Source organism: Flavivirga spongiicola, from assembly GCF_030540825.1.
Classification (GTDB): Bacteria; Bacteroidota; Bacteroidia; order Flavobacteriales; family Flavobacteriaceae; genus Flavivirga; species Flavivirga spongiicola.
Genome location: NZ_JAUOEO010000002.1, coordinates 544,404 through 569,437 on the forward strand (window position 1 = coordinate 544,404; position 25,034 = coordinate 569,437).

19 protein-coding genes are annotated in these 25,034 nt (G+C 30.9%); 12 read left to right on the top strand and 7 right to left on the bottom strand.

The features are described from left to right. Positions 1–37 precede the first annotated feature (37 nt). Both Q4Q47_RS22260 and Q4Q47_RS22265 read left to right on the top strand, forming a co-directional pair. Positions 38–466, top strand: a complete 429-nt coding sequence (locus Q4Q47_RS22260; protein WP_303308933.1) for an SRPBCC family protein — start codon at positions 38–40, stop codon at positions 464–466. Between the two features lie 40 nt (positions 467–506). Beyond that, positions 507–2,159, top strand: a complete 1,653-nt coding sequence (locus Q4Q47_RS22265; protein WP_303308934.1) for an amidase family protein — start codon at positions 507–509, stop codon at positions 2,157–2,159. A 150-nt stretch (positions 2,160–2,309) separates the two neighbouring features. On the opposite strand, the gene Q4Q47_RS22270 is transcribed toward Q4Q47_RS22265, so the two are convergent. Further along, on the bottom strand, positions 2,310–3,404 hold the full coding sequence (locus Q4Q47_RS22270) for a serine hydrolase domain-containing protein (RefSeq protein WP_303308935.1): 1,095 nt from the start codon (positions 3,402–3,404) through the stop codon (positions 2,310–2,312). Positions 3,405–3,718: 314 nt separating this feature from the next. Between Q4Q47_RS22270 and rimO the strand changes: the two genes are divergently transcribed. Next, positions 3,719–5,023, top strand: a complete 1,305-nt coding sequence (gene rimO / locus Q4Q47_RS22275) for a 30S ribosomal protein S12 methylthiotransferase RimO (RefSeq protein WP_303308936.1) — start codon at positions 3,719–3,721, stop codon at positions 5,021–5,023. Positions 5,024–5,150: 127 nt separating this feature from the next. Here rimO and secA read toward each other — a convergent pair whose 3' ends face one another. From secA to abc-f, 6 genes are all read right to left on the bottom strand, one after another. Next, positions 5,151–8,507: a preprotein translocase subunit SecA gene (secA, locus tag Q4Q47_RS22280; RefSeq protein ID WP_303308937.1), complete on the bottom strand. Its 3,357-nt coding sequence runs from the start codon at positions 8,505–8,507 to the stop codon at positions 5,151–5,153. Positions 8,508–8,681: 174 nt separating this feature from the next. Next, positions 8,682–8,903, bottom strand: coding sequence for a DUF2795 domain-containing protein (locus tag Q4Q47_RS22285; protein WP_019387375.1), 222 nt, complete (start codon positions 8,901–8,903; stop codon positions 8,682–8,684). A gap of 158 nt (positions 8,904–9,061) precedes the next feature. Further along, positions 9,062–9,637, bottom strand: a complete 576-nt coding sequence (locus Q4Q47_RS22290; protein ID WP_303308938.1) for a cob(I)yrinic acid a,c-diamide adenosyltransferase — start codon at positions 9,635–9,637, stop codon at positions 9,062–9,064. Between the two features lie 119 nt (positions 9,638–9,756). Further along, the gene (locus Q4Q47_RS22295; protein ID WP_303308939.1) at positions 9,757–10,632 is read right to left on the bottom strand and encodes a hypothetical protein; all 876 of its coding nucleotides are present in this window, start codon (positions 10,630–10,632) and stop codon (positions 9,757–9,759) included. 64 nt (positions 10,633–10,696) lie between these two features. Then, positions 10,697–11,467: an O-methyltransferase gene (locus tag Q4Q47_RS22300; protein WP_303308940.1), complete on the bottom strand. Its 771-nt coding sequence runs from the start codon at positions 11,465–11,467 to the stop codon at positions 10,697–10,699. Between the two features lie 114 nt (positions 11,468–11,581). Further along, complete coding sequence (gene abc-f / locus Q4Q47_RS22305; protein ID WP_303308941.1) at positions 11,582–13,444, bottom strand: ribosomal protection-like ABC-F family protein; 1,863 nt, start codon at positions 13,442–13,444, stop codon at positions 11,582–11,584. A 111-nt stretch (positions 13,445–13,555) separates the two neighbouring features. Here abc-f and Q4Q47_RS22310 point away from each other — a divergent pair, with 111 nt between their 5' ends. Genes Q4Q47_RS22310 through Q4Q47_RS22350 form a run of 9 tightly spaced genes read left to right on the top strand, consistent with a single transcriptional unit; the run spans position 13,556 to position 25,033 of the window. Then, entirely contained in the window at positions 13,556–14,347 is a 792-nt protein-coding gene (locus Q4Q47_RS22310) for a polysaccharide biosynthesis/export family protein (RefSeq protein ID WP_303308942.1), read from the top strand. A 10-nt stretch (positions 14,348–14,357) separates the two neighbouring features. Continuing rightward, entirely contained in the window at positions 14,358–16,814 is a 2,457-nt protein-coding gene (locus Q4Q47_RS22315; protein WP_303308943.1) for an exopolysaccharide transport family protein, read from the top strand. Between the two features lie 41 nt (positions 16,815–16,855). Further along, positions 16,856–17,728: an ABC transporter permease gene (locus Q4Q47_RS22320; protein ID WP_303308944.1), complete on the top strand. Its 873-nt coding sequence runs from the start codon at positions 16,856–16,858 to the stop codon at positions 17,726–17,728. A 1-nt stretch (position 17,729) separates the two neighbouring features. Then, on the top strand, positions 17,730–18,998 hold the full coding sequence (locus tag Q4Q47_RS22325) for an ABC transporter ATP-binding protein (protein WP_303308945.1): 1,269 nt from the start codon (positions 17,730–17,732) through the stop codon (positions 18,996–18,998). After that, on the top strand, positions 18,955–20,523 hold the full coding sequence (locus Q4Q47_RS22330) for a hypothetical protein (RefSeq protein ID WP_303308946.1): 1,569 nt from the start codon (positions 18,955–18,957) through the stop codon (positions 20,521–20,523). Before Q4Q47_RS22325 ends, Q4Q47_RS22330 begins: the two co-directional genes overlap by 44 nt. Before the next feature lie 7 nt (positions 20,524–20,530). Next, a complete protein-coding gene (gene asnB, locus Q4Q47_RS22335; protein ID WP_303308947.1) occupies positions 20,531–22,297 on the top strand; it encodes an asparagine synthase (glutamine-hydrolyzing) in 1,767 nt (588 codons plus the stop codon). Next, entirely contained in the window at positions 22,298–23,032 is a 735-nt protein-coding gene (locus tag Q4Q47_RS22340) for a hypothetical protein (RefSeq protein ID WP_303308948.1), read from the top strand. Continuing rightward, complete coding sequence (locus tag Q4Q47_RS22345) at positions 22,992–23,912, top strand: hypothetical protein (protein WP_303308949.1); 921 nt, start codon at positions 22,992–22,994, stop codon at positions 23,910–23,912. The genes Q4Q47_RS22340 and Q4Q47_RS22345 overlap by 41 nt, the downstream gene beginning before the upstream one ends. Then, the gene (locus tag Q4Q47_RS22350; protein WP_303308950.1) at positions 23,909–25,033 is read left to right on the top strand and encodes a glycosyltransferase family 4 protein; all 1,125 of its coding nucleotides are present in this window, start codon (positions 23,909–23,911) and stop codon (positions 25,031–25,033) included. The genes Q4Q47_RS22345 and Q4Q47_RS22350 overlap by 4 nt, the downstream gene beginning before the upstream one ends. Position 25,034 lies beyond the last annotated feature (1 nt).

Here is a 25,034-nt window from a genome sequence, read left to right on the forward strand (position 1 = left end):
ATAAATTAAATGTATATTTAACTATAAATAATTAATAATGAGTTATAATATTTACCATAATCTTCTAATAAAGTCATCTTCAAAGAATGTTTTTGATGCAGTATCTAAACCAGAACATCTAAATAATTGGTGGACATTAAAATCTTCTGGAACTCCGAAATTAAATACAGAGTATAATTTAAACTTTACTGATGATTACAATTGGTTCTGTAGAGTTTCTGAACTAAAAAGGAACACATCGATTCACTTTAAAATGACAGATGCTGATAAAGATTGGGCTCCCACAACCTTTGGGTTTGATTTAGAACCCAAAGATGGTGGTACATTACTTATGTTTAGTCATATTAATTGGGAAGGCGATGATCATCATTTCAAGCATTCCTCGTTCTGTTGGGCCATGCTCCTTAATGGCTTAAAAAACTATCTTGAAAAAGGGAAAGTAATACCATTTGAAGAACGGAATTAAATCATAAAATTAATTAGTATTTTTATTCAAAATACTAATTATGCGACTTTCTATTTTTATTGTACTAGCTATCTTTATCGTTTCTTGTAAAAACGTAAATAAAGAAACGTCTGTTAAAGATTCTGTAATTGTTGAAGACACAATAGAAACTACTGATAATTCTTTTAAAGATTTTAGAGAATTTAAGGTTTTAGATTCTAAATACATAGACAATAAAACACTGTGGAACAATCTCAATAAAAATTTAGAGGGTTTTACAGATGAAAAATATAGTGCTTTAAAGCCTCTAATTTTAGAAGCAGATATTCCGACACTTCAACAACATATTCAAAATGGAGATCTGTCTTATGAATTGCTCACAAAATTCTATTTATATCGTATTAGAAAATTTGATAGGGATAATGATTTGTCATTAAATTCAGTGATTTCATTAAACCCGGATATCATAACCGAAGCCAAACAAAAGGATATAGATTTAAGGAACAGAATGTTGAAGCATCCCATTTTCGGAATGCCAATTTTGTTAAAAGATAACATTAATACCTTAGAGATGCCAACAACCGCAGGTGCTGTGGCTTTGCAAAATAATAGGACTGAAGATGCTTTTATTGTCACACAATTAAAAAATAAAGGCGCCCTAATTTTAGGAAAAGCAAATCTTAGTGAATGGGCTTATTTCTTTTGTGGCGATTGCCCTAGTGGTTACAGTGCTATTGGAGGGCAAACTTTAAATCCGTATGGACGTAGAGCAATTGATACAGGAGGTTCCAGTTCTGGTAGTGGTGTTGCTGTAGCTGCTAATTTTTGTGCAGCAGCAGTAGGTAGTGAAACAGCAGGTTCTATTTTATCACCAGCGAGTCAAAACGCAACAGTTGGTTTAAAACCGACAATAGGCTTACTAAGTAGAAGTGGTATTGTGCCTATTTCATCTACTTTAGATACGCCTGGACCTATCACAAAAAATGTGACTGATAACGCTATATTGTTAGATGCTATGTTTGGGCAAGATACTGATGATGATAAGTCTATTTACGCCATTTGGGAAGCAGGTTTTTATATTAATGATTTAGCAGAAAATGGTTTAAAAGGAAAACGTTTTGGGGCTGTTAAACCATTGTTAGATGACACTTTGTATGTTGATGCGATTAAAGTATTAAAGCAACAAGGCGCTGAAGTTTTAGAAATTGAAGCCGAAGAAATTGACCTTCCTAATTTCTTAAGATTACTAAATTTAGACATGAAGAGAGATTTACCTAAGTATCTTTCTAAATACGCTGGCGATTCTGTACAAGTAAAATACATTGAAGATGTTATCGCATTCAATGAAAAGGATTCTTTATTTACTATGCCCTATGGGCAAAAATTATTTAATGGCATAAAGGCAGATGAAGGAACGGACGATTTTCTAACCAAAATTAAAGATACCCTGCATAATAATGGAAAAAAGTATTTTGATGTACCTATGGATGCCAACCAGCTAGATGGTTTTTTGTCTATTAATAATTATCATGCAGCATTTGCAGCAGTAGCAGAATACCCTGCTATTACAGTACCTATGGGGTATATGGAAAATGGAGCTCCAAAAGGACTCACTTTTATAGGAAGGCGTCTTCAGGAAAAGTTTTTATTACAATGGGCTTTTGCTTTTGAGCAAGCTTCTAAAAAACGTGTGGCACCGGTAAACTATAAATAATACCAAATAAACTCCAAAATAATCGATTAAATCTGTTTCTATTTCCTCTATATTTCAACATAAAATAGAACCATAACTAAGGCTATGATTATATTTTCTATTTCATCTAAAGAAAATATAACTCAAATTTATTATCAATCATCTTGAAATTCAATTGGTATAGTAAATTAACTTATTTATTTCTTCCCAAAGGTCATTGTCAAAACTTGAGGGACCAAGTAATGATTCACCTGCATCGTCACCCATTCTAATGATAACAAGGTTTTGACTCGGGATAATGTACATTTTTTGGTCATTTTTCCCCAAACCCGCTATCAAATCATCAGGTGCATTTGGGATTAGTTTCCCTTGAAATTCAGACGTTAACCCAGGACCTCTATAGCTGTCTTTTCCATTTAACCACCATAAATATCCATAAGCTTTATTAAGGTTTTGCGAGGCATTAGTCATGTCATTAAAATAGTTTTCATCATTTAAAATATTGATGCCGTTCCAAATACCTTTGTTTAAATTAAGTAAACCAAACCTAGCCATACTTCTGGCATTGCTATAGTATAATTTATAATATCCAAAAGGAATCCAGGCTCCTTGCATGCCAATTTTATTTTTTAATTTGGCATTGAAATAACTATTGAAATCTGTGTTAACAGCTCCAGAAACTATATCGTGAAGTATGGTGTAGGTACCGTTATGGTAATACCAAAAGCTTCCAGGTTCATTTTTATAAATAAAACAATCTGGGTCCGTGCAATTATTATTAATTACTGTATAATCCAATCCGGTAGTCATAGTTAAATGGTTCCAAATAGTAATGTCTGATTCCTGTTCAGGTGTTAAGTTAGACCAACCGTTGTCTAAATAACCTTTTGAAGCATCGTTAATATTTAGAAACCCTTCATTTTGAGCGATGCCAGTAGTAAAAGCGACCAAGGTTTTTGCGGCAGAATTCCAAGCTAAATTAGAATTAGCATCTTCACCGTTACCATACCACTCCACAGCAATTTTTCCATTTTTTAAGATAAGAAAAGCTTTGGTGTTTTTGCTTTCCACATAGTCTAAAAGTGATTGTAGCACGGTTTCATTCCATTCTAATTCTTCAAGGCTTAAGGTTTCCCATATATTAGAATCTGTAGGAGGAAAATATAGGTCGTTAGATGTTTGAGGAATATCAGTAGCCGTATCATCAGAGGCACAACTAAAAAAAGAAATAATAACCAAAAATATGGAGTAGATCATCTTTTTCATAACAAATAGGTTTTTATTTAAGACGGTTAAATATATAAAAGGTTTAGTTAATGAAGTGATTTGAATTTTTTTGATTGAAGCGAAAAATAGTAGTTTTATTTCCAAATGAAGGCTTTTTTGAGCTGCATAGCATCGCTACGGAGTAATAAAAAGACAAAATGTGGAGGTAAAAGGACATTTTGTAGTCAATTATAAAAAGTTTAAACCACTTCAATATCTAAAATTCAAGCCTAAAAGGGACTCTTGACAATTCATAGGTCAGGAATCATTTATCATAAATGATTCCGTATCTTTGCGCCCTTATAAATATTTGTATGCGCACAAAAACCCTTAAGAAGAATAAGATAAATGTAGTAACCCTAGGCTGTAGTAAAAATGTTTACGATAGCGAAGTGTTAATGGGGCAACTAAAAGCCAGTGGCAAAGATGTTGTTCATGAAGAAGAGGGGAATATTGTAGTTATTAATACCTGCGGATTTATTAATAATGCCAAGGAAGAAAGTGTGAATACGATCTTAGAGTTCATGCAAAAGAAGGAAGCAGGAGACGTGGATAAAGTCTTCGTTACGGGGTGTTTAAGTGAGCGGTATAAACCAGACTTGCAAAAGGAAATTCCTAATGTAGATGCCTATTTTGGCACCACAGAACTACCTCATTTACTTAAGGCTTTAGGAGCCGATTATAAGCACGAACTCATAGGAGAGCGTTTAACAACGACACCTAAGAATTACGCTTATTTAAAGATTGCTGAAGGCTGCGACAGGCCCTGTAGTTTTTGTGCCATTCCTATCATGCGAGGAAAGCATAAAAGTACGCCCATTGAAGACATTGTTGTAGAAGCTGAAAAACTAGCAGCAAAAGGTGTTAAAGAACTTATTTTAATAGCTCAAGATTTAACCTATTATGGTTTAGATTTATATAAAAAAAGAAATTTAGCAGAGTTATTAGAAGCTTTAGTAAAAGTTGAAGGTGTAGAATGGATCCGCTTGCATTATGCATTTCCAACAGGCTTTCCAATGGATGTTTTAGAGGTTATGAATCGGGAATCTAAAATTTGTAATTATTTAGATATTCCGTTGCAGCATATTTCAGATGCTATTTTAAAAAGTATGCGCCGAGGTACCACTAAAGAAAAAACCACCAAGTTACTTAAAGAATTTAGGGCTACAGTTCCTGATATGACTATTAGAACAACGCTTATCGTTGGATATCCTGGTGAGACAGAAGAAGACTTTCAAACATTAAAACAATGGGTTACAGATATGCGTTTTGAGCGCTTGGGTTGCTTTACATATTCCCATGAAGAAAATACGCATGCTTATAATTTAGAAGATGATGTTCCTGAAGATGTAAAAATTGAACGCGCTAACCAGATTATGGAAGTGCAATCGCAGATTTCATGGGAACTCAATCAAGAGAAAATAGATAAAACTTTTAAAGTAGTTATTGATAGAAAAGAGGGCAACTATTTTATTGGACGTACGGAATATGATTCACCAGATGTTGATAACGAAGTATTGATTGACGCTACTAAAACCTATTTAAAAACAGGAGAATTTACTACTGTAAAAATTACTGAAGCTGAAGATTTTGATTTGTATGGGGAGGTTGTAAATTAGTTGTTAGTTGTTAGTTGTTAGTTGTTAGTTGTTAGTTGTTGGTTACGGTTTGGTCAATAAAAAAATCCCAACAGTAATCTGTTAGGATTTTAATATTATTAGATTCCTGTTTTTACAGAAATTTGATTTAATCTTCAACCAAAACCCAATCACCTTTGGCAATTAATGGCTCTGCTTGTTTGTACTTAAGCGTTTTGTTTTCGCCATTCATAACATGTTTAATAGTAACACGATCATTGCGTCCAATTTTTGGCCTGTCTCGAACAATCGTTTCTACAACTTCTTGCTGGCGTTGTGTGTTACCAGCTGCTCTGTTTTGTGCAGAACGTTCATCCAGGTTAGGTATTTCGTCCTTTTGTGTTTTTAAATTCTCTTTTCTACGCGTTTGTCTTGCTTCTTGAATGGTATTTTGCGTTTCTTGAGGTAACTCGCCTTTAAATAAGAATGAAATAACATCTTTATTTACTTGATCTATCATCTCCTTAAACAATTCAAACGACTCAAATTTATAGATAAGTAATGGGTCTTTTTGTTCGTGTACTGCCAATTGTACGGATTGTTTTAACTCATCCATTTTACGTAAATGTGTTTTCCAAGCATCATCTATAATGGCAAGTGTGATATTCTTTTCAAAATCGGTAATTAATTGTTTACCGTTAGTTTGGTAAGCTTTTTCAAGATCGGTAACAACATTTAAACTTTTAATACCATCAGTAAATGGTACGACGATACGTTTGAATTTATCACGTTGTGTTTCATATACATTTTTAATGACCGGAAATGCAATTTCTGCATTGCGGTTCATTTTTTCTCTGTAATGCTCGAAAGCAGCTTTGTATATTTTAGATGTGATTTCTTGCGCGGAAAGTTTACCAAATTCTTCTTCAGTAATTGGAGAATTCATTGAGAAATAACGAATTAATTCAAATTCGAAATTTTTATAATCGTTAGCACCCTTGTTCGTTTCTGCAATACCTTCTGAGGTATCAAAAATCATATTTGCTAAATCTACACGAAGACGTTCTCCAAATAAAGCATGGTGACGACGTTTATAAACGACCTCACGTTGTGCATTCATAACATCATCATATTCTAATAAACGCTTACGAACCCCAAAATTGTTTTCCTCCACTTTTTTCTGAGCACGTTCAATGGATTTAGAAATCATAGAATGCTGAATGACTTCACCTTCTTTGAGTCCCATTTTATCCATCATTTTCGCAATACGTTCGCTACCAAATAAACGCATTAAGTTATCTTCTAGGGATACGTAGAACTGTGAACTTCCTGGGTCTCCCTGACGACCGGCACGACCACGTAACTGTCTGTCTACACGACGTGAATCGTGACGTTCTGTACCAACAATGGCTAAACCACCAGCAGCTTTAACCTCATCAGATAATTTGATATCGGTACCACGACCTGCCATGTTTGTGGCGATAGTTACTTGCCCTGATTTACCCGCTTGATCAACAATATCTGCCTCTTTTTTATGTTGTTTTGCATTTAATACATTATGAGATATTTTACGAATACTTAGCATTTTACCAAGTAACTCACTAATTTCTACAGAAGTCGTACCAATTAGAACCGGACGACCAGCTTGAGATAGTTTGGTAACATCATCAATAACCGCATTATATTTTTCACGTTTTGTTTTATAAACTAAATCTTCTCTATCATCTCTGGCAATTGGTCTGTTGGTAGGGATTTCAACAACATCTAATTTATAGATTTCCCAGAATTCACCAGCCTCTGTAACTGCAGTACCGGTCATACCAGATAATTTTCGGTACATTCTAAAGTAATTTTGAAGTGTTACAGTAGCAAAGGTTTGGGTAGCATCTTCAATTTTCACATTTTCCTTGGCTTCAATTGCTTGGTGTAATCCGTCACTATAACGACGCCCGTCCATAATACGACCTGTTTGCTCATCCACAATCATTACTTTATTTTCCATGACCACATATTGCGTGTCTTTTTCGAATAAAGCGTATGCTTTTAAAAGTTGATTAAGTGTATGGATACGTTCTGATTTTACGCCAAAATCTTTAAATAAGTCTTCTTTTAAATTAGCTTCTTCTTCTGCAGAAAGATTTTGTTTTTCAATTTTAGCGACTTCAAGCCCTATTTCCGGTAAGATAAAAAAGTCTGGATTATCTTTTCCTGAGAGATATTCGATCCCTTTGTCGGTCAATTCAATTTGATTGTTTTTTTCTTCAATAACATAGTACAATTCAGCATCAACCTTTGGCATTTCACGGTTGTTGTCTTGCATGTAGAAATTCTCCGTTTTTTGAAGTAATAGTTTTACCCCTTCTTCACTCAAAAACTTAATAAGTGCTTTGTTTTTAGGAATACCACGATAGGCACGAAGTAACTGGAAACCGCCTTCTTTTGTATCACCTGCTTTAATTAATTTCTTAGCTTCTGCTAAAACGCCAGTTAAATATTTACGCTGTACACTTACAATGTCATCTACTTTAGGTTTTAACTCTGTAAATTCATGACGTTCTCCTTGAGGAATTGGTCCGGAAATAATCAATGGTGTACGAGCATCATCTACTAAAACTGAATCCACCTCATCTACAATCGCATAATTATGTGGGCGTTGTACTAAGTCGTCAGGCGAATGTGCCATATTATCACGTAGATAATCGAACCCAAATTCGTTATTGGTTCCATAAGTAATATCGGCATTATAGGCTTTTTTTCTGGCATCGGAATTTGGTTGATGGTAATCAATACAATCAACACTTAAGCCATGGAATTCAAAAATTGGAGCCATCCATGCGCTATCACGTTTTGCTAAGTAATCATTTACAGTAACTAAATGAACGCCTTTTCCGGAAAGCGCATTTAAATATACCGGAAGGGTAGCTACTAAGGTTTTACCTTCACCAGTTTGCATTTCAGCAATTTTACCTTGATGCATAGCTATACCTCCAATAAGTTGTACATCGTAATGAATCATGTCCCAAGTGACAGCTTTCCCAGCGGCATCCCAAGAATTGGCCCAAACTGCTTTATCATCTTCTAAAACAACATACTCTTTTGTTCCAGATAGTTCTCTATCAAAAGTGCTTGCAGTAACGTAAATACTTGTATTATTTACAAAACGTTTTGCAGTTTCTTTAATGACAGCAAAAGCTTCAGGTAAGATATCGTTTAAGACCGCTTCAGTAGCATTGTAAGCATCATCTTTTAATTTATCAATATCTTGATAAATATCTTCTCTTCTGTCTATGTCTTCAGTGTTTTCTGCTTCTTCTAAAAGATTCGACATTTGCTCTTTGATGCCTTTAGTAGCTTCAGCAATTTTGCTTTTGAACTCATCTGTTTTGCCACGTAATTCGTCATGGGACAAGGCTTCTAAAGCAGCTTCAAAGGTTTTGACTTGATTTAGAATAGGGTAGATGGCTTTTACGTCTTGTTTTGACTTGTCACCAACAAATACTTTAAGTACAGAATTTAAAAAACTCATGTTTTTATATTTTAATTTTTACTCAGAGGTAGTTCCAAGAGTAACTTTGTTATATTTTATTTAATTGCTTTTTACAGAGCATTCAAAGATACATTTTGTTATGATGTTTTATAAAGATTAAGACAAAAAAAAAGCCTCAAATCGAGACTTTTTAACTATTCTTTATGCTTTATATTAATATTCGTCTTCATTCCAGAGATAATCTTCATCAGTTGGGTAATCAGACCAGATTTCTTCAATGGAATCGTATGAATCACCTTCATCTTCGATTGATTGTAAATTTTCAACAACTTCTAACGGTGCCCCCGTTCTAATAGCATAATCTATTAATTCGTCTTTTGTTGCTGGCCAAGGCGCATCACTTAAATAAGATGCTAATTCTAATGTCCAATACATTTTCTATTGTGTTTAATTTTTTGCAAAAATAATTTTTTAGTTTAAACAGACAAGAAAAAAATGAATTATTTAATCATTAATTTTAAGAACGTATCTCTATTTGTAATCTAAACAGGTGAAATTATTACTGTTTTATTAATGTTTTTAAGCCGTTTTTATTAAGATTCTTTTTCGGGAATCCATTTAATCTCATTTGCTTGTAAATCGTAAGACAACTTTCGTGCCAATACAAAAAGATAGTCAGAAAGTCGGTTTAAGTACATTAATGCATTAGGTTCGATTCCCTCAACATCATTAAGAGCCGTAGTTAAACGTTCTGCTCTACGGCATACACAACGTGCTATGTGACAGAATGACACCGTTTGGTGGCCTCCAGGAAGTACAAAATGCGTCATAGGTGGAAGCTCAGTATTCATTGTATCTATTTCTTTTTCTAAACGTTCGATGTCTTCAGAAGAAATTTTAGGAATATTTAAACGTTCTTTTCCGCTTTTTAAAATAGCTTTTTCAGGGTCGGTTGCTAAAATAGCCCCAACAGTAAAAAGCCTATCTTGAATATGAATTAATAAATCTTTGTATTTTTGATTAATTTCTTGATCACGAATTAAACCTAAGTGCGAATTTAGTTCATCAATCGTTCCGTAACTTTCAATACGAATATGATGTTTTGGTACACGAGTACCTCCAAATAATGCCGTGGTACCTTTGTCACCTGTTTTTGTATAGATTTTCATCTGTTAATTGTTAATATTTTAGAGGTCAGATATAATCCGCTATTTATATTTTAAAGAAACAAATCTAATTCATCTCTTTTCATTCATACGAAGTTACACCGTAGATTTTAGTTTATGAATTATTTTTCAGATACAATTCTAACTAATTCTGGGTTAAGGTAAATATATTTTGCAACGTCGGTGTCATCAAATTCAATTTCATCTTTTTTATTTTTTTTAGCTCTTCTAGTTTGTACAGATAAATAATTTTCGCCTTTTTCTGATTTATAAAGCGTAAATATACTATGGTTTTGTTCTAGGTTTTCAGCTCTTATGATTTGGCTAAAAGTTTCAGGATTAGATTGTTCTAAATTTGCAAGAAAATCTGATCTGTTTTCGATATAACTAAAAATTGGAAGTACTTTTTCTTTGAACCATTTGTTATCTAATTCACAAAACGGTTCTTTTGCCGCAGAAATAGGAATAATAGTAGAGATGCCCACTATTATTAGCAGTTCTATAATCCAAATAATACTAAGAAATATACCACTTACTGTTGTTGAACGTAATCCCCAAGTACCATATTCATTAATCTCTGTTATTAAACTAAATAATATTTCTGGTTGTGATGCTAGTGCAAATACATCTAAGATTTTAATGTTACTTACGGTTACTCCAATTCTCGAATTTCCATAACTTTCTCCTGCGTTAATAACTAGGTCGACCCATACTGCCCAATGAAAATACATACAGACTAAACCCGCTAATAATCCAAAGATAATGGCTAAGATGGAATTTCTTACTTTGCCTAGTTTAATAACAAATTTTTTTGTAAACCAAGAAATTATAAGACCTAAAATACCTGCAATAATAAAATTGATGTATATAAAAGGAATGTACCAAATACAATAAGCATAAGCTAAACCAAGTAATGGTAGAACAGTTATTGAGATTAGAATGAAATATAAAAATGATTTGTAATCGAACTTACCTGAAGATTCGTAATATTTAGCCATATTAATTATTGGGGTTTAGAAAAATTTAAGCTTTTAGGTTAAGAATTTACTGCAATTTACTTTTTTAAATTCTAATTGCAAAATGCTCTTTAGCTTGTTCTTTTCTAAAAAACACAACCCCCCAAAAAAAGGTATCGATGGTTACGGTAACTTTAGGGTGTTGTTTAATAGTTTCCCAAGCTTCTGTCATGCCTTTAGACCAATAAATATCATCAAAAATAAACACTGAATCATTATAGGTTGTTTGCAAAAGCATTTCGAAATACTTTAAAGTAGCTTCTTTTTGATGATTACCGTCAAAAAAAACAAAATCGTAATTATTAGTTAATAATTGGCTTAAGATGTTGTTAAAACCACCAGTTTTTAAATCAATATTATTTAATTGACACTTTTTAAAATTTGCTTTTGAAAACTCCGAAATATTAGGGCAGCCTTCTATGGTAGTAATTTTAGTTTCTTGATTTACTAAGCCCATAGCGTGTGTTGCGACTCCAAGAGAGGTGCCTAATTCTAAAATGTCTTTTGGATTAAAATACTTTACCAGTCGATGAATTAGTTTTGCTTTTTTAATGGTTGAACCTGCATGTTTAGCCATTGATGAAATGCTACGTTCTTTTTGTTTCATTACTTGCGAACCTGCACCCAAATCAGTTACTTTAATGCTTGTATTGTTTTTTAGAAGATCTTTTTTATAGTTTAAAATGTGCTTGAAAGCATCATAATTTGTTTTATCGTAAAAACATTGAGTAACCAAATCATAAACAAAAGGAGAGTGCACACCGTGTTGATTGGTAGATCTTATTAAGAATTTTATGTATTGAATGATTTGATACATTTATCAGTATTCAGTATTCAGTCGCAGTTTGCAGTCTCGCTCGGTATTCATTAGCTAATTGCTTCAATTTAAACAACACAGATGCTTTGCGTCTTAGCGCCTTTGCGAGCTAAACTATTCCTCAAGTTTCGATGATAATTCAAACCAACGTTCTTCTTTAACTTCAATAATATTTATGATTTTCTGTAAATCATCAGAGAGCTTATTAATATCATCCTGTGTAAGCTCAGGATTATTAAACTTATTTTCTAATTCTTTTTTATCAAACGCTAAAGAATTCAATTTACTTTCAATGTTTTTAAGCTCTTTTTCTTCATTATAAGATAATTTGTTAGTATCGTTTTTCTTCCAAGCATTTTTGTCTTTTTTGTCTTCTTGTGTATTCGAAATTACGGGTTGACTATCTTCATAAACTCTATAATCGGTATAATTTCCAGGGAAATCTTCAATAACGCCTTCGCCTCTAAACACAAAAAGGTGATCAATAACCTTATCCATAAAATAACGATCGTGAGATACTACAATAACGCATCCCGGAAAATCTAGTAGAAAACTTTCGAGTACGTTAAGTGTTACTATGTCTAAGTCGTTAGTAGGCTCATCAAGAATTAAGAAGTTTGGGTTCTGAATTAAAACTGTACATAGGTACAAGCGTTTACGTTCGCCACCGCTTAATTTTTCAACAAAATCATATTGTTTTTTTCTACTAAATAAAAAGCGTTCTAAAAGTTGCTGTGCACTAATTTGCCGCCCTTTTTTAAGTGGAATATAATCACCAAATTCCCGAATAACATCTATAACTTTTTGTTCTGGCTTTATAGTAATACCGTTTTGGGTATAATATCCAAACTTAACGGTATCTCCTTTAACTACTTTGCCGGAATCTGGCTGTGCTGTTTGGGTTAGTATATTTAAAAAGGTGGTTTTTCCAGTACCATTTTTTCCAATAATACCGGCACGTTCCCCTTTTTGAAATGTGTAATCAAACTTGTTGAGTATTGTTTTATCTTTAAATGCTTTTGATACTTTATGAAATTCTAAAATCTTACTACCAAGACGCTCCATGTTTAATTCAAGTTGAACTTCATGGTCGTTTCTTCGTTGGTGTGCACGATGTTTTATATCTTGAAAATCGTCAATTCGTGACTTCGATTTAGTGGTTCTGGCTTTGGGTTGGCGACGCATCCAAGCGAGTTCTTTTTTGAATAGTTGTTTTGCTTTACCTACTTCAACAGATTCTTGCTCAATTCTGGCTTCTCGTTTTTCTAAGTAATAAGAGTAATTACCTTTATAGTTGTATAGTTTGCCTTCGTCTAATTCTATAATTTCGTTACAAACACGTTCTAAAAAATAGCGATCGTGCGTTACCATAAATAGCGTGATATTCTCTTTAGCAAAAAAAGCTTCTAGCCACTCGATCATTTCTAAATCTAAATGGTTGGTAGGCTCATCTAATATCAATAAATCAGGTTTATTAATTAATGCATTGGCTAAAGCAAGTCGTTTTTTTTGTCCGCCAGAAAGTGTGCTTACTTTTTGACTTAAATTTTCAAGCTTTAATTTAAAAAGTATTTGTTTGTAAAGTGTTTCAAAATCCCAAGCCTGATGTTGTTCCATTTGTTCAAAAGCTACTTGGTATGCTTCTGAATCTTCAGAGTTTAAAAGCGCTTTTTCATAATTAGCAATGACTTTTAAAATAGGGTTGTCGCTAGCAAAAATGGTTTCTTCAATGGTTAACTTATTATCAAATTTAGGGTCTTGTGATAGAAAGGATACTGCAATATCTTTTCTATAAGTTATAGAGCCAGAATCGGCTTCATCATCACCCGAAATAATATTCAAAATGGAGGTTTTACCAGTCCCGTTTTTTGCTACAAAAGCAATTTTTTGATCTTTATGTACACTAAAAGAAATGCCTTCAAAAAGCGTTAACTCTCCGTAAGATTTTGATATGTTTTCAACAGTTAAATAATTCAAAGGATATTTTTTTGCAAATAACGGATAAAAAACCAAAAAACCCGTTATAAGTTTTGTTGTTCAAGACGAAAACTTATATTTGTGATAAATCAAACCCCCACTTATAATATAATGAAGCGACTTTTTTGGTGCTGTATTTTTGTTTTTGGTATTCTATGTACTTCATGTATAACCAATAAAGATGTTGTTTATTTACAAGATAAAGGAACAAAAATTAATGATTCTTTAATGCTCAGGCAATCATCAAAGCCATACAGGGTACAGGTGAATGATATTTTAAGTATTAATGTTAAAGCACTTGATGAGGAGCTTACTGCTATTTTTAATCCAGTGGAAAGAGATAATTCTACTGGAGGGCAAGAAAGTCTTTACTTTAATGGTTTTACGGTTGATTTACATGGTAATATTAAATTTCCTGTTTTAGGAGAAATTAATGTTTTAGGGTTTACTATTGACGAAATTGAAGATAAAGTAAAACAAGAACTGTTAGCTCAATATTTTAAGGAAACCGCTCAAATATACGTTACTGTTAAATTGGCAGGATTACGATATACGGTTACTGGAGAAGTAAATGGAACTGGAGTTTATGTTTTATATCAAGACCGTGTAAATATTATTGAAGCTCTTGCAAATGCTGGAGATATTGCACAAACTGGAGATAGAAAAGATGTTTTAGTTATTAGACAATATCCATATGGGCAAAAAATTCATCATATAGATTTAACAGATATTAAAGCTATGCAGTCTCCATTTTATTTTATCCAACCGAACGATATAATATTAGTGAAGCCTTTAAAACGTAAGGCTCTTGGTACTGGACAAACCGCAATACAAAATATTACGACTATTTCATCAATATTATCTGTATTAATATCTACTTATTTTTTAACAAAGAATCTTTAAAAATCATAATATGGAAGAAGAATTCGATATTATAGAGTCACAGTCACCTTCATTCGATATAAAAGCTTTTTTAATTAGGGTTATAAGTTATTGGAAGCTATTCTTATTGTTTATTGGGGTTGGAGTTTTTATAGTTTATCAGCAAAATATTCGTAAACAACAATCTTATAGGTTAAGTAACCAAATTTCTGTTGAAGATGATAGTAACCCGCTTTTTACATCTAATACTAGTTTAGTTTTCAATTGGGGAGGTGTGTCCGCTAAGGTTCAAACGATGATTACATCTTTAAAATCGCGTTCTATTCATGAAGAAGTAGTTGACAATCTTCAGTTTTATGTAACTTATTTAAAACAATCTAGATTTAGAAAAGATGATATTTATAAAGATGCTCCGTTTGCAGTTAATCTAATAGACAATACAAGCCAATTAATAAACCATCCTATTAAGGTAACTTTTATTGATAATAATAGGTATGAAATCTCTATTAATTTTGAATCTACTTTAGTAAAAACCCAAAATTTTGCTAATAAAACTAGAGCTAGTTTAGATGTTCCTTTAGGCGAATTTAAAAAACAGTTTAATATAGGTGACGCAATTAAAACCCCCTATTTAAATGGAGTAATATACATATTAGATGGTAGAAGTGTAAGCCAGGGAGACGAATATTTTATTAAGCTCAATGATTTTGATGCTGTAGTAGCGAAATACAGAAAGAAATTAGTGATAGACAATCCAAGAAACTCTGCTATTTTGAATTTAAGTATGGTAGATGTTAATAAAGCTAAAATTGTTGATTATTTAAATGAAGCTGTCAAAGTTTTAAGTGAAGATCAGTTGAATAGAAAAAATCAATTTGTTACTAATACTATTAAATTTATTGATGAACAGTTAGATCGTGTTAAATCTCAACTTACTTTAAATGCCGATTCTTTAAATAATTATAGACAAAAAAATAAAATATTTAATCTGGATGATGAGATTGCTATTGTTAACAATAAGCTTACATCATTAGAGGTTGAGAAAGATGATATAAACAGAAAATTGGCATATTATGCGAGTTTAAAGACGTATTTACAAACTAGTAATACCTTTACAGAGGTTCCTGCTCCTTCTGTTGCTGGAATAGATGATTCTAATATACTAACGAATATTAGAAATATTAACGGGTTATCCGTACAAAAATCTAAATATGGATCTACAGTTAGAAAAGACGCAACTATTTTTGCTGATTTAAATAGACAAATTGAAGGATTAAAAACAGTTCTTTTAGAAAATATTAGCTCAGCTACTAACGATTTAAGAAGAGAACTTGAATTTGCAAACACAAAAATTGCTGTTGAAGATGCCAAAATAAGAAAGCTGCCTAAAGCTCAACAAAAATTATTCGATATTCAACGTCAATATTCTATAAGTGAGCAAACTTACAATGTGTTTTTAGCAAAGAGAGGCGAAGCAGAGATTATAAAATCAGCCAGTATATCTGATATTTTAATAATAGATCCCGCTAAGGATACAGGAGCAACTCCTATAGATTTAAAGTTAAGTTCACGCTACTTGTTTGCGTTGATAGGAGGCTTATTACCTCCTTTGCTTTTAGCTTTTTTATTAACCTTTTTTGATAATAAATTACATAATCCACAAGCTTTAGAAAATTTATCAAGCATCCCTTTGTTGGGAGTCGTAGGTAAAAATTATTTAGATAGTAATTTAATAGTTCATTTAAAACCGAAATCTAGTATAGCAGAAGGTTTTAGGGCTATACGTTCTAGTTTACAATATTTTTATAAAAAGCATAATTTAGAAGGAACTAAAACCGTCATGGTTACATCATCGGTTAGTGGTGAAGGAAAAACGTATTGTTCTATTAACATTGCTACAGTTTTTGCAATGAGTGGAAAAAAAACCATTCTTGTAGGTTTAGATTTAAGAAAACCTAAAATATTTGGAGATTTTGATATTACAAATGATACTGGAGTGGTTAATTACTTAATTGGTCAAAAGAAACTGAGTGAAATAATTAAACAAACAAAAGTATCGAATTTGGATGTGATTACTTCTGGACCAATTCCACCTAATCCTTCTGAATTGCTAATAGGAGAGCGAATGGATTTGTTAATTGAAGATTTAAAAAAATCTTATGACTATATAGTGTTGGATACTCCTCCAATGGGATTAGTAGCAGATGCTTTGGAGTTAATAGACTATGTGGATGCTTCCATTTATGTAGTAAGACAAGACTATACTAAAAAAGGAATGATAAACCTTATTAATTCTAAATATAATAAGGGAGAGATAAACAACCTAAGTTTTATATATAATGGTTATGACCAAAAAGGAAAATATGGATACGGGTACGGGTATGGTTATGGCTATGGTTATGGTAATTATGCTAATGGTTATCATGAAGATGAAAAAATAAAAAAACCAATGATATCTCGGGTTAAATCTTTTTTCAAAATAACTTAATTCAAAAGTTGATATAATATAATAATTAATAATATAAATAATTGAGCGATAATAACGAAAATTGGCTTTATACAATCTCTCCTAAAAAAAGATTAATAGATTTAAACTTTAAAGAAATATGGCAGTATCGTGATTTAGTGCTATTATTTGTTAAGAGAGATATAATTACGGTCTATAAACAAACTATTTTAGGACCGCTTTGGTATTTTATACAACCTTTATTTACATCATTAATCTTTACATTAATTTTTAACAACCTAGCTAGTATTCCTACAGGTAATGGAGTGCCCGCTTTTTTATTCAATCTTGCTGGTATTACATCCTGGAACTATTTCAAACTATGTTTGACAGGTACCAGTGATACTTTTAAGAAAAACCAAGGCATTTTCGGAAAAGTTTATTTTCCTCGAGTAGTGATGCCATTATCTGTTGTTATATCTAATTTGTTAAAATTTGGAATTCAGCTTTTAGTATTTATTTGCTTTTATATATATTTTAAGTACTTTACAGATGATGCTGACAATGTTTTTCCTCAATTTGAAATAATATTATTACCAGTTATAATAATTTTAATGGGGTTATTAGGATTAGGAGCAGGTATGATGATTTCTTCAATGACTACTAAGTATCGAGATCTCACGTTTTTATTAACTTTTGCTGTACAATTGTTAATGTATGGATCTGCAGTCATGTACCCTTTGAAATATTTTAGAGAAAAATTGCCAAATATATCTTGGTTAGTAGAGTATAACCCTATGGCAGTTATTATTGAAGCTTTTAGATATATGACCTTAGGACAAGGAGAGTTTTCAATAAATAAGATGCTATATATATTAATTATTAGTGTTGTCATGTTTTTATTAGGACTCATTGTTTTTAATAAAACAGAAAGAAGTTTTATTGATACCGTTTAGTATGAAGGATGAAACTATTTTAAAAGTTGAAAATGTTTCTAAACAATATCGTTTGGGGCTTGTTGGTACAGGAACAATTAGTCATGATTTGAATAGGTGGTGGTATAGTATAAGAGGTAAGGAGGATCCTTATTTAAAAGTAGGAGATATTAATGATAGAAGTGCTAAAGCAAAATCAGATTATGTTTGGGCTATACGTAATATAGATTTTGAAGTAAAAAAAGGTGAAGTTTTAGGTATTATAGGAAAAAATGGTGCAGGTAAGTCAACGTTATTAAAAATATTGGCTAAGGTTACAAGTCCAACTCTTGGTGAAATAAAAACAAAAGGACGTATAGCATCTCTTTTAGAGGTAGGCACAGGGTTTCACGGCGAGATGACTGGGCGTGAAAATATCTTTTTGAATGGAGCTATTTTAGGAATGACTAAAAAAGAAATAAAGTCTAAAATAGATGAAATTATTGAGTTTTCAGGTTGTCAACGTTATATTGATACACCTGTAAAGCGCTATTCTTCTGGAATGACTGTTCGTTTAGCTTTTGCGGTTGCTGCTTTTTTAGAGCCGGAAATATTAGTTATTGATGAAGTTTTGGCAGTAGGGGATGTAGAGTTTCAAAAAAAGGCTGTTGGAAAGATGCAAGATATTTCGAATGAAGAAGGACGTACGGTTTTATTTGTTAGTCATAATATGGCAGCAGTAAAGAGTTTATGTTCAAGGTGTATTATTCTTGACAAAGGAGAGGTTTCTTTTTGTGGAAATACAGATGAAGCTATTGATAAATATGTTAAGTCTAATAGCGACAACAGTTATATAAAAGTTAGCGAAAAACAAGAAAGAGAAGGTAATGGTTCTTTAAGGTTTACTAATATTATATTTAATGATGGTGAAGGTGTTTTTATTGGTTCCAGTTTAAAGATATCATTAAAATATGAAGCTAAAGATGTTATTGAAAGTTTAGATCTAGCAGTTACCATTTGTGCTGGGTATGAAGAACGAATTTTAACAATAGATAACGTTTTTCAAGGCGAAAAGTTAAAAATTGTAAAAAAGAAAGGGACAATAGAAATAATAGTGCCTAAAACATATTTATTATCAGGAACTTATTCTGTTAATATTTGGGCAGCAAAAGAAGGGGCAGTTTTAGATTATTTAATTAATGCAGCCAGTTTGTATATTGAGAACATAGATATTTATGGAACAGGCAAAGTATTAAGCGCAAAAAAGCATGGAGTTGTATTTTCTGAAAAAAGCCAATGGAAGGTCGTTTAATCTAAAAGATTTTTTAATAAACCTTTTTTGGTTATTTGTTATAACGTATTTCGTTAATAAGATATATTGGTTTATATCAACTTCTCTGACTCCAATAAATGAAGAAAGTAGTTTTTCGTTCTGGAACTATTTAAGATATGGCGATAATAATTTTTTGTACTTAGTAGTTTTAGCTGTAATTATAGCTATTTATATTATAAAAATTAAGAAGCTAACCTGGGATGGTTTAGATGTAAGGATTAGAATAATAATTTATACATGTATTTTTCTATTAGCTTGGAATTATACACTATATGATTATAATTATTTTTTGGGTCACTGGAGTTTTTCAGACAGGCTATTGCTCTGTATAGTATTGATTTTAGCCATTTTTAATCCAGCTTTTTTGATTTTTGTAGTTATACAGTCCTTAGTTTTATCTCAACAATTCCAGTATCCTCTGTTTTTTGATTATTCCTTTACAGATAAAAGTATTGTTTTTGATATAGTTATTGTTGGATGGTTATTCATTGTTATTAAAAAAACACTGTATAAGGCTATACCAGAATATCTTTTTTATGTGATTGTTTTAGGGATAATATGTAATTGGTATTGGCTGGCTGGATTGGGCAAATTAGAGTTAAATTGGTTGAGTAAAAATGAGCTATACAAATTGTTTATGGTAACTCTTGATTATAATTGGTTGTATTTTTTAGAGTGGGACACAAAGCTATATATCGCTAATTTTTTAAAAAAATATAATGATGTTATACAAGTTACTACCATAGTTGTAGAGTTAATTTTCCCTATAATTATTTTAATTCATAAAAGAATATCAATTTTTGTTTTGGGATCATTTATACTTTTTCACTTGTCTGTGTTTTTTACCAGTGGTATTTTTTTCTGGAAATGGATTGTAGTGGAACTTGTTATTATTCTATGCCTTATTAAATATAAAGACCTGTGGTTAAAGAAAAATAAAATACAAGGAATATTAACGTATTTAGTTTTTTTGATAACAGCTAATTTTTATTTTTCATCGAGTAAATTGTCTTGGTTAGATGTTGGTATATATAACAAGTACGAATTTAAAGTTAAAAACAAAGAGGGGGAGGTGTTTAATCTTGAATCTTCTTTCTTTTCTCCCTATGATTTAAACTTTGCACAGAATAGGTTCAACTTTATCAACAATAACAAAATTATTACTTCTACATTTGGAAGTGCTCTTGATGAGAACCTATTGTTTCTTAAGGACAAAGCTAACATTTTAAAATATGTTGATGCAAATGGTGTAAATAAATATAATGCCAATAAGAAAAAGGATTTAATAATGTTTATAAAAACATTTATAAATAATAAACAGAAAAGTATAAAGTTTGATTTACCAAATGCACCAACACATATTTGGCAAGGTGAAAATCAATCTGAGGAGATTTTTAAATCTGAATTAGATTCATTATTTATAATAACTAAATTTCGTTTTATAAATGAAAAATTGGAATATAAAGATTTGAATCAGGATATAATCAAAATTAGTATAAATTAAATAGTAAATGTGTGGTATAATTGGTCAAATTAAAAAAGAGGAACAAGTTTCTTTAGAGTTATTTAACTCTATGAGAGACACGCTGTTTCATAGAGGACCAGATGGGTATGGTACAGAGTTATTTAATAATGACAGAGCAGCATTCGGGCACAGGCGATTAGCTATTCTTGATTTGTCTGATAGAGGTAAGCAGCCAATGTATTCTTATGAAAAAGATATCTTGATAACTTTTAATGGAGAAATTTATAACTATAAAGTATTAAAAGAAGAACTTGTAAAAAAGCAATATGAATTTAAGTCTAATTCAGATACAGAGGTTTTAATTTACGGATATAAAGCTTGGGGAATTGATTTATTACTTAAAAAAATTAAAGGCATGTTTGCCTTTGCAATATGGGATAAAAAAAGCGATAATGTTTTTATTGTTAGAGATAGGTTTGGTATGAAACCTTTATACTATTATCAAGACCATAACCAATTTGTTTTTGCTTCAGAATTAAAAGCAATAATTAAAGATAAATCAATAAAAAAAGAAATAGACAAAGACGCTTTAGCAGATTATTTTATTTATTCATATGTACCAAGCCCTAATTGTATCTGGAAAGGGTTTAAAAAATTACCTCCAGCAAATTATTTAGTATATAATATTAATACTCATGAGATATCTATGCACGAGTATTGGATTTTGGGAGTAGATAAAAAAAAAGAAAGTGAAGAAGAAATACGTTATAATATTAATGGATTGTTAAAGCAATCGGTAAAAGAACATTTAGTAAGTGATGTTCCTGTTGGGTTGTTTTTAAGTGGTGGTTATGATTCTACTACGGTTTTGATGCAAGCAAAGGAGTTAGGCTATAATCCTAATACATTTTCTTTAGGTTTTGAAGAATCTAAAAGAAGTGAACATTTAATAGCAAAGATCATAGCTAAGACGTTTGATACAAATCATAAAGAGTATTTGTTTAATAATAATGTTGACTATTTAGAGGACTTTAAAAAAATATCATATTATTATGATGAGCCTTATGCCATATCGTCGATGTTGACATATTATTATGCGTCAAAGTTGGCTTCTAAAACGAATAAGGTGGCATTGGTAGGTGATGGAGGTGATGAGCTATTTGCAGGTTATAATTGGGATAATGATTTATATAACTATTTTAATTCATATAACTATAAGTCTATTATTAAGCGTTTTATTAATGGTAGGGAAAAAGAATTTGTGTCTAGATATAATACTTGGATGACAGGAGTTTACAATTCTAATTTGTCATGCTTAAATGATGATTTAAAAGATCGTATTTTAAACAGAGGTTTATGGTATTTTAAACAACATTATGCTAATTCAGGAGATATAATTAAAGACTCTCAATATTTAAATTTTAAAACATTTATACCACAACCAAGTTTAACTAGAGCGGATAGATCAAGCATGGCTAACTCCCTAGAAGTTAGAGTTCCGTTTTTAGATCATGAGATTTTTGAGTATATTTTTAGTTTAAAATCTGCTAAATATTATAAGCAAGGTGAGAAAAAGTTTTTATTAAAATACCATTTAAGTAAAAAAATTCCTGAAGAGGTATTTAAAATGCCAAAATATGGGTTTAGTTTTCAGTTTTTAAAGAATATATTTAATGAAGAATATGATTCAATTATTAAAAATGGAGAATTAAATAAGTTAGGAATTATAAATTTTAATTTCATTAAAGAATCAGATTATTTGGTTAAATTCCATATCCTTATGTTAGAATTATGGTTTAAAAATTATAATTAAATGAGTCAAGAAGAATATTATAAAAATATTGATAGAGTTTTTAGACTTCCTAGAATTTGGAGTAATAAAGAGCTAAAAAAAATAGCGCATTTGTTTGAAGGAGATATTGTTAATGTTAGTGGATGGAAAGATATTGACAAAGAAGGAAACTACTATAAAGATTATTTTTCGAAGGCTTCATCATATACAATTACCAATTACAAAAGTGAGGCTAAAGGATTTCAAGGATTTGAAAATGAAATCTTTTTAGATTTAGAACAAGATCTGCCTGAGGATTTAAAAAATAAATTTGATGTTGCGTTTAATCATACTGTTTTAGAGCATATATTCAAAGTACATAAAGCCATTGAAAATATATGCTTAATGACTAAGGACATAGCTATTGTTGTTGTTCCATTTTTACAAGCAATGCATGGTGATTATGGTGATTATTGGCGCTTTACACCGCTTTCTATGGAGCGACTTTTTAAAGAGCAAAATATGAAAATGATGTCTTGTACTTTTAATTCTCATGAGAATGCTTCTGTATATCTATTTTGTGTTGCATCAAAAAAGCCTGATAATTGGAAACACATATTTAAAGAAGAAATATCTCATATAGATCCTTATAAATCGCAAAACGGGTTTCAAAATTGGATTGGCTGTCATGCTATAGAAAATCAAGCATTTATGGAAGTATCCAAAGCATCAATTTTTGAAAAAGTCAAAAAGAAAATCAAAAAGTATGTTAGATAATGTTACAGTAGTTATTAGGTCTGTAGGAGAAAGAACCGAAAAGGCTTGCTATAATGCTATCTTAAAACAAGTAATTAAGGAAAATATATTTATAGTAAATGAACAGCCATTTAGTGAAGCGGTGAGACGTAATTTTGAAATAGGAGTCAAACAAAATTTACGATGGACACTTTCTGTAGATGCCGATTTAATACTTTCTAATAATGCTATAAAGGAAATGGTTGATGCATTTTCAAAATTAGAAAACAGTTATTTTATTTATCAAGGTTGGGTTTATGATAAGTTTTTTAAAGATTTTAGAACTGGAGGACCACATTTGTATAGAACTTCCTTGCTAGAAAAAGCTATTGAATTTATCCCCAAAGAAGGAACAAGTTTAAGGCCGGAATCTAGTACATACATCGCTATGAAAGAACTCGGACACGGGTATTTTGTTGACAATAAATATTATGGTTTACATGATTTTGAACAAAACAAACAAGATATTTATAGAAAGTTCTTTTTACATGCTAAAAAACACAGAAAGTTATTAGGCAAATTTTTAGATTCATGGAAAGAAGACATATTAAAAGATGAAGATTATATTTTTGCTTTAAAAGGGCTAAGTGATGGGCTCTTATATAAAGGCAAGATTTTTATAGATGTTGATTTTTTTAAACAAAAATCAAATCATTTTTTTTCCGAACTGAGTATTAAAGAGAAAGATAGTTTTTTAAATGAAGATGTCCTTAAAGAATATTTTTATATGGTAGAAAACCAACTAACAAAAGCGAAGAATAAATTAAAAATTGATGATAATAACAAAAATGAAAATAACAAGGAGGTTAGTTTTCTTATGAAGATGAAGAATAAAGTTATTAAAACTATTCATAAAAAATGAGTTTTAGCTTTACAAATAGTAATGTTATTATTATACTTAAATCTCCACAACTTGGAGGAGCAGAAAGACAAGCGTTAACCTTAGCAGGGTATTTACAAAATAGTCTTAAATGTAATGTTTTTATATATACTTATCTAAAAGCTAAAGCTTCACCACAATTTATAGAATTTTATAAAAAGCACAATTTAAAAAATATATTTACCGTTAATAATCCACTAGTTGCTGGTTCTAAATACAAGTATCTTAAGATTCGTTTAAAATTAATGCTTTTTGCTTTAAAACTAAGAAAACATAGACCAGATATAATAATCCCATATTTAAATAGTCCATCATTAATAGCTGCGTATTGTAAAAAAATATCTGGAGCTAAAGTAACATTTTGGAATAATAGAGGGTCGGAGGTGTATAGAAAAGATAAATTAGAAAAGCTAGCTGTATTAAAAACTAAGTTTTTTACTATAAATTCATTTGAAGCCATTACAGATATAGAAAATAACTTTAAAGTATCAAAAGAAAAGATTCATTTCACACCAAATTTTTTAACAATATCTACAAAAAAAGTAGTTAAAAGCAAGATTGAAGAAAGTAAAGAGTTGATAATTGGTATGTTAGCACATTTTAGAGAAGAAAAACTACAAATGTTATTGTTAGAAAGCTTCTTTGAATTATCAAAAAAACATGCTTTTATTAAGTTGCATTTGGTAGGCGATATTTTTGATGAAAATAAAGTAAAGAAAGCTAAGGAATATGTAAAAAGTAATAAGCTAGAACATAGAGTTCGTTTTATTCATAAAGAATCTGCCAAAAATACGCTACCAGAATTCGATATAGGTGTTTTGATTTCGATAAAAGAAGGTATGTCTAATAGTTTAATGGAATACATGTATTATAATTTGCCAATTGTTTGTACAAACCATAGTGGCAGTAAGTATCTTTTAGGAGATGAAAACGATTTTTTAATAAATAATAATAAACAGGAGCTAATTCAAAAGCTAGAAACTCTAATCTTGAATAAAGATATAAGAGATAAAGAATCAGATAATAATAAAAAACTAATTGTTAAAGGCTTTAGAGTAGAGAAGTATGTCTCTGATTTGGAGAGTATTATTAACTCGTTGTAAT

What these genes read in the sequence shown, in the direction of transcription:
- Q4Q47_RS22260 (WP_303308933.1), top strand. Translation starts at nt 38, where the DNA reads ATGAGTTATAATATTTACCATAATCTTCTAATAAAGTCATCTTCAAAG.
- Q4Q47_RS22265 (WP_303308934.1), top strand. Translation starts at nt 507, where the DNA reads ATGCGACTTTCTATTTTTATTGTACTAGCTATCTTTATCGTTTCTTGT.
- Q4Q47_RS22270 (WP_303308935.1), bottom strand. Translation starts at nt 3,404, where the DNA reads ATGAAAAAGATGATCTACTCCATATTTTTGGTTATTATTTCTTTTTTT.
- rimO (WP_303308936.1), top strand. Translation starts at nt 3,719, where the DNA reads ATGCGCACAAAAACCCTTAAGAAGAATAAGATAAATGTAGTAACCCTA.
- secA (WP_303308937.1), bottom strand. Translation starts at nt 8,507, where the DNA reads ATGAGTTTTTTAAATTCTGTACTTAAAGTATTTGTTGGTGACAAGTCA.
- Q4Q47_RS22285 (WP_019387375.1), bottom strand. Translation starts at nt 8,903, where the DNA reads ATGTATTGGACATTAGAATTAGCATCTTATTTAAGTGATGCGCCTTGG.
- Q4Q47_RS22290 (WP_303308938.1), bottom strand. Translation starts at nt 9,637, where the DNA reads ATGAAAATCTATACAAAAACAGGTGACAAAGGTACCACGGCATTATTT.
- Q4Q47_RS22295 (WP_303308939.1), bottom strand. Translation starts at nt 10,632, where the DNA reads ATGGCTAAATATTACGAATCTTCAGGTAAGTTCGATTACAAATCATTT.
- Q4Q47_RS22300 (WP_303308940.1), bottom strand. Translation starts at nt 11,467, where the DNA reads ATGTATCAAATCATTCAATACATAAAATTCTTAATAAGATCTACCAAT.
- Q4Q47_RS22310 (WP_303308942.1), top strand. Translation starts at nt 13,556, where the DNA reads ATGAAGCGACTTTTTTGGTGCTGTATTTTTGTTTTTGGTATTCTATGT.
- Q4Q47_RS22315 (WP_303308943.1), top strand. Translation starts at nt 14,358, where the DNA reads ATGGAAGAAGAATTCGATATTATAGAGTCACAGTCACCTTCATTCGAT.
- Q4Q47_RS22325 (WP_303308945.1), top strand. Translation starts at nt 17,730, where the DNA reads ATGAAGGATGAAACTATTTTAAAAGTTGAAAATGTTTCTAAACAATAT.
- Q4Q47_RS22330 (WP_303308946.1), top strand. Translation starts at nt 18,955, where the DNA reads ATGGAGTTGTATTTTCTGAAAAAAGCCAATGGAAGGTCGTTTAATCTA.
- asnB (WP_303308947.1), top strand. Translation starts at nt 20,531, where the DNA reads ATGTGTGGTATAATTGGTCAAATTAAAAAAGAGGAACAAGTTTCTTTA.
- Q4Q47_RS22340 (WP_303308948.1), top strand. Translation starts at nt 22,298, where the DNA reads ATGAGTCAAGAAGAATATTATAAAAATATTGATAGAGTTTTTAGACTT.
- Q4Q47_RS22350 (WP_303308950.1), top strand. Translation starts at nt 23,909, where the DNA reads ATGAGTTTTAGCTTTACAAATAGTAATGTTATTATTATACTTAAATCT.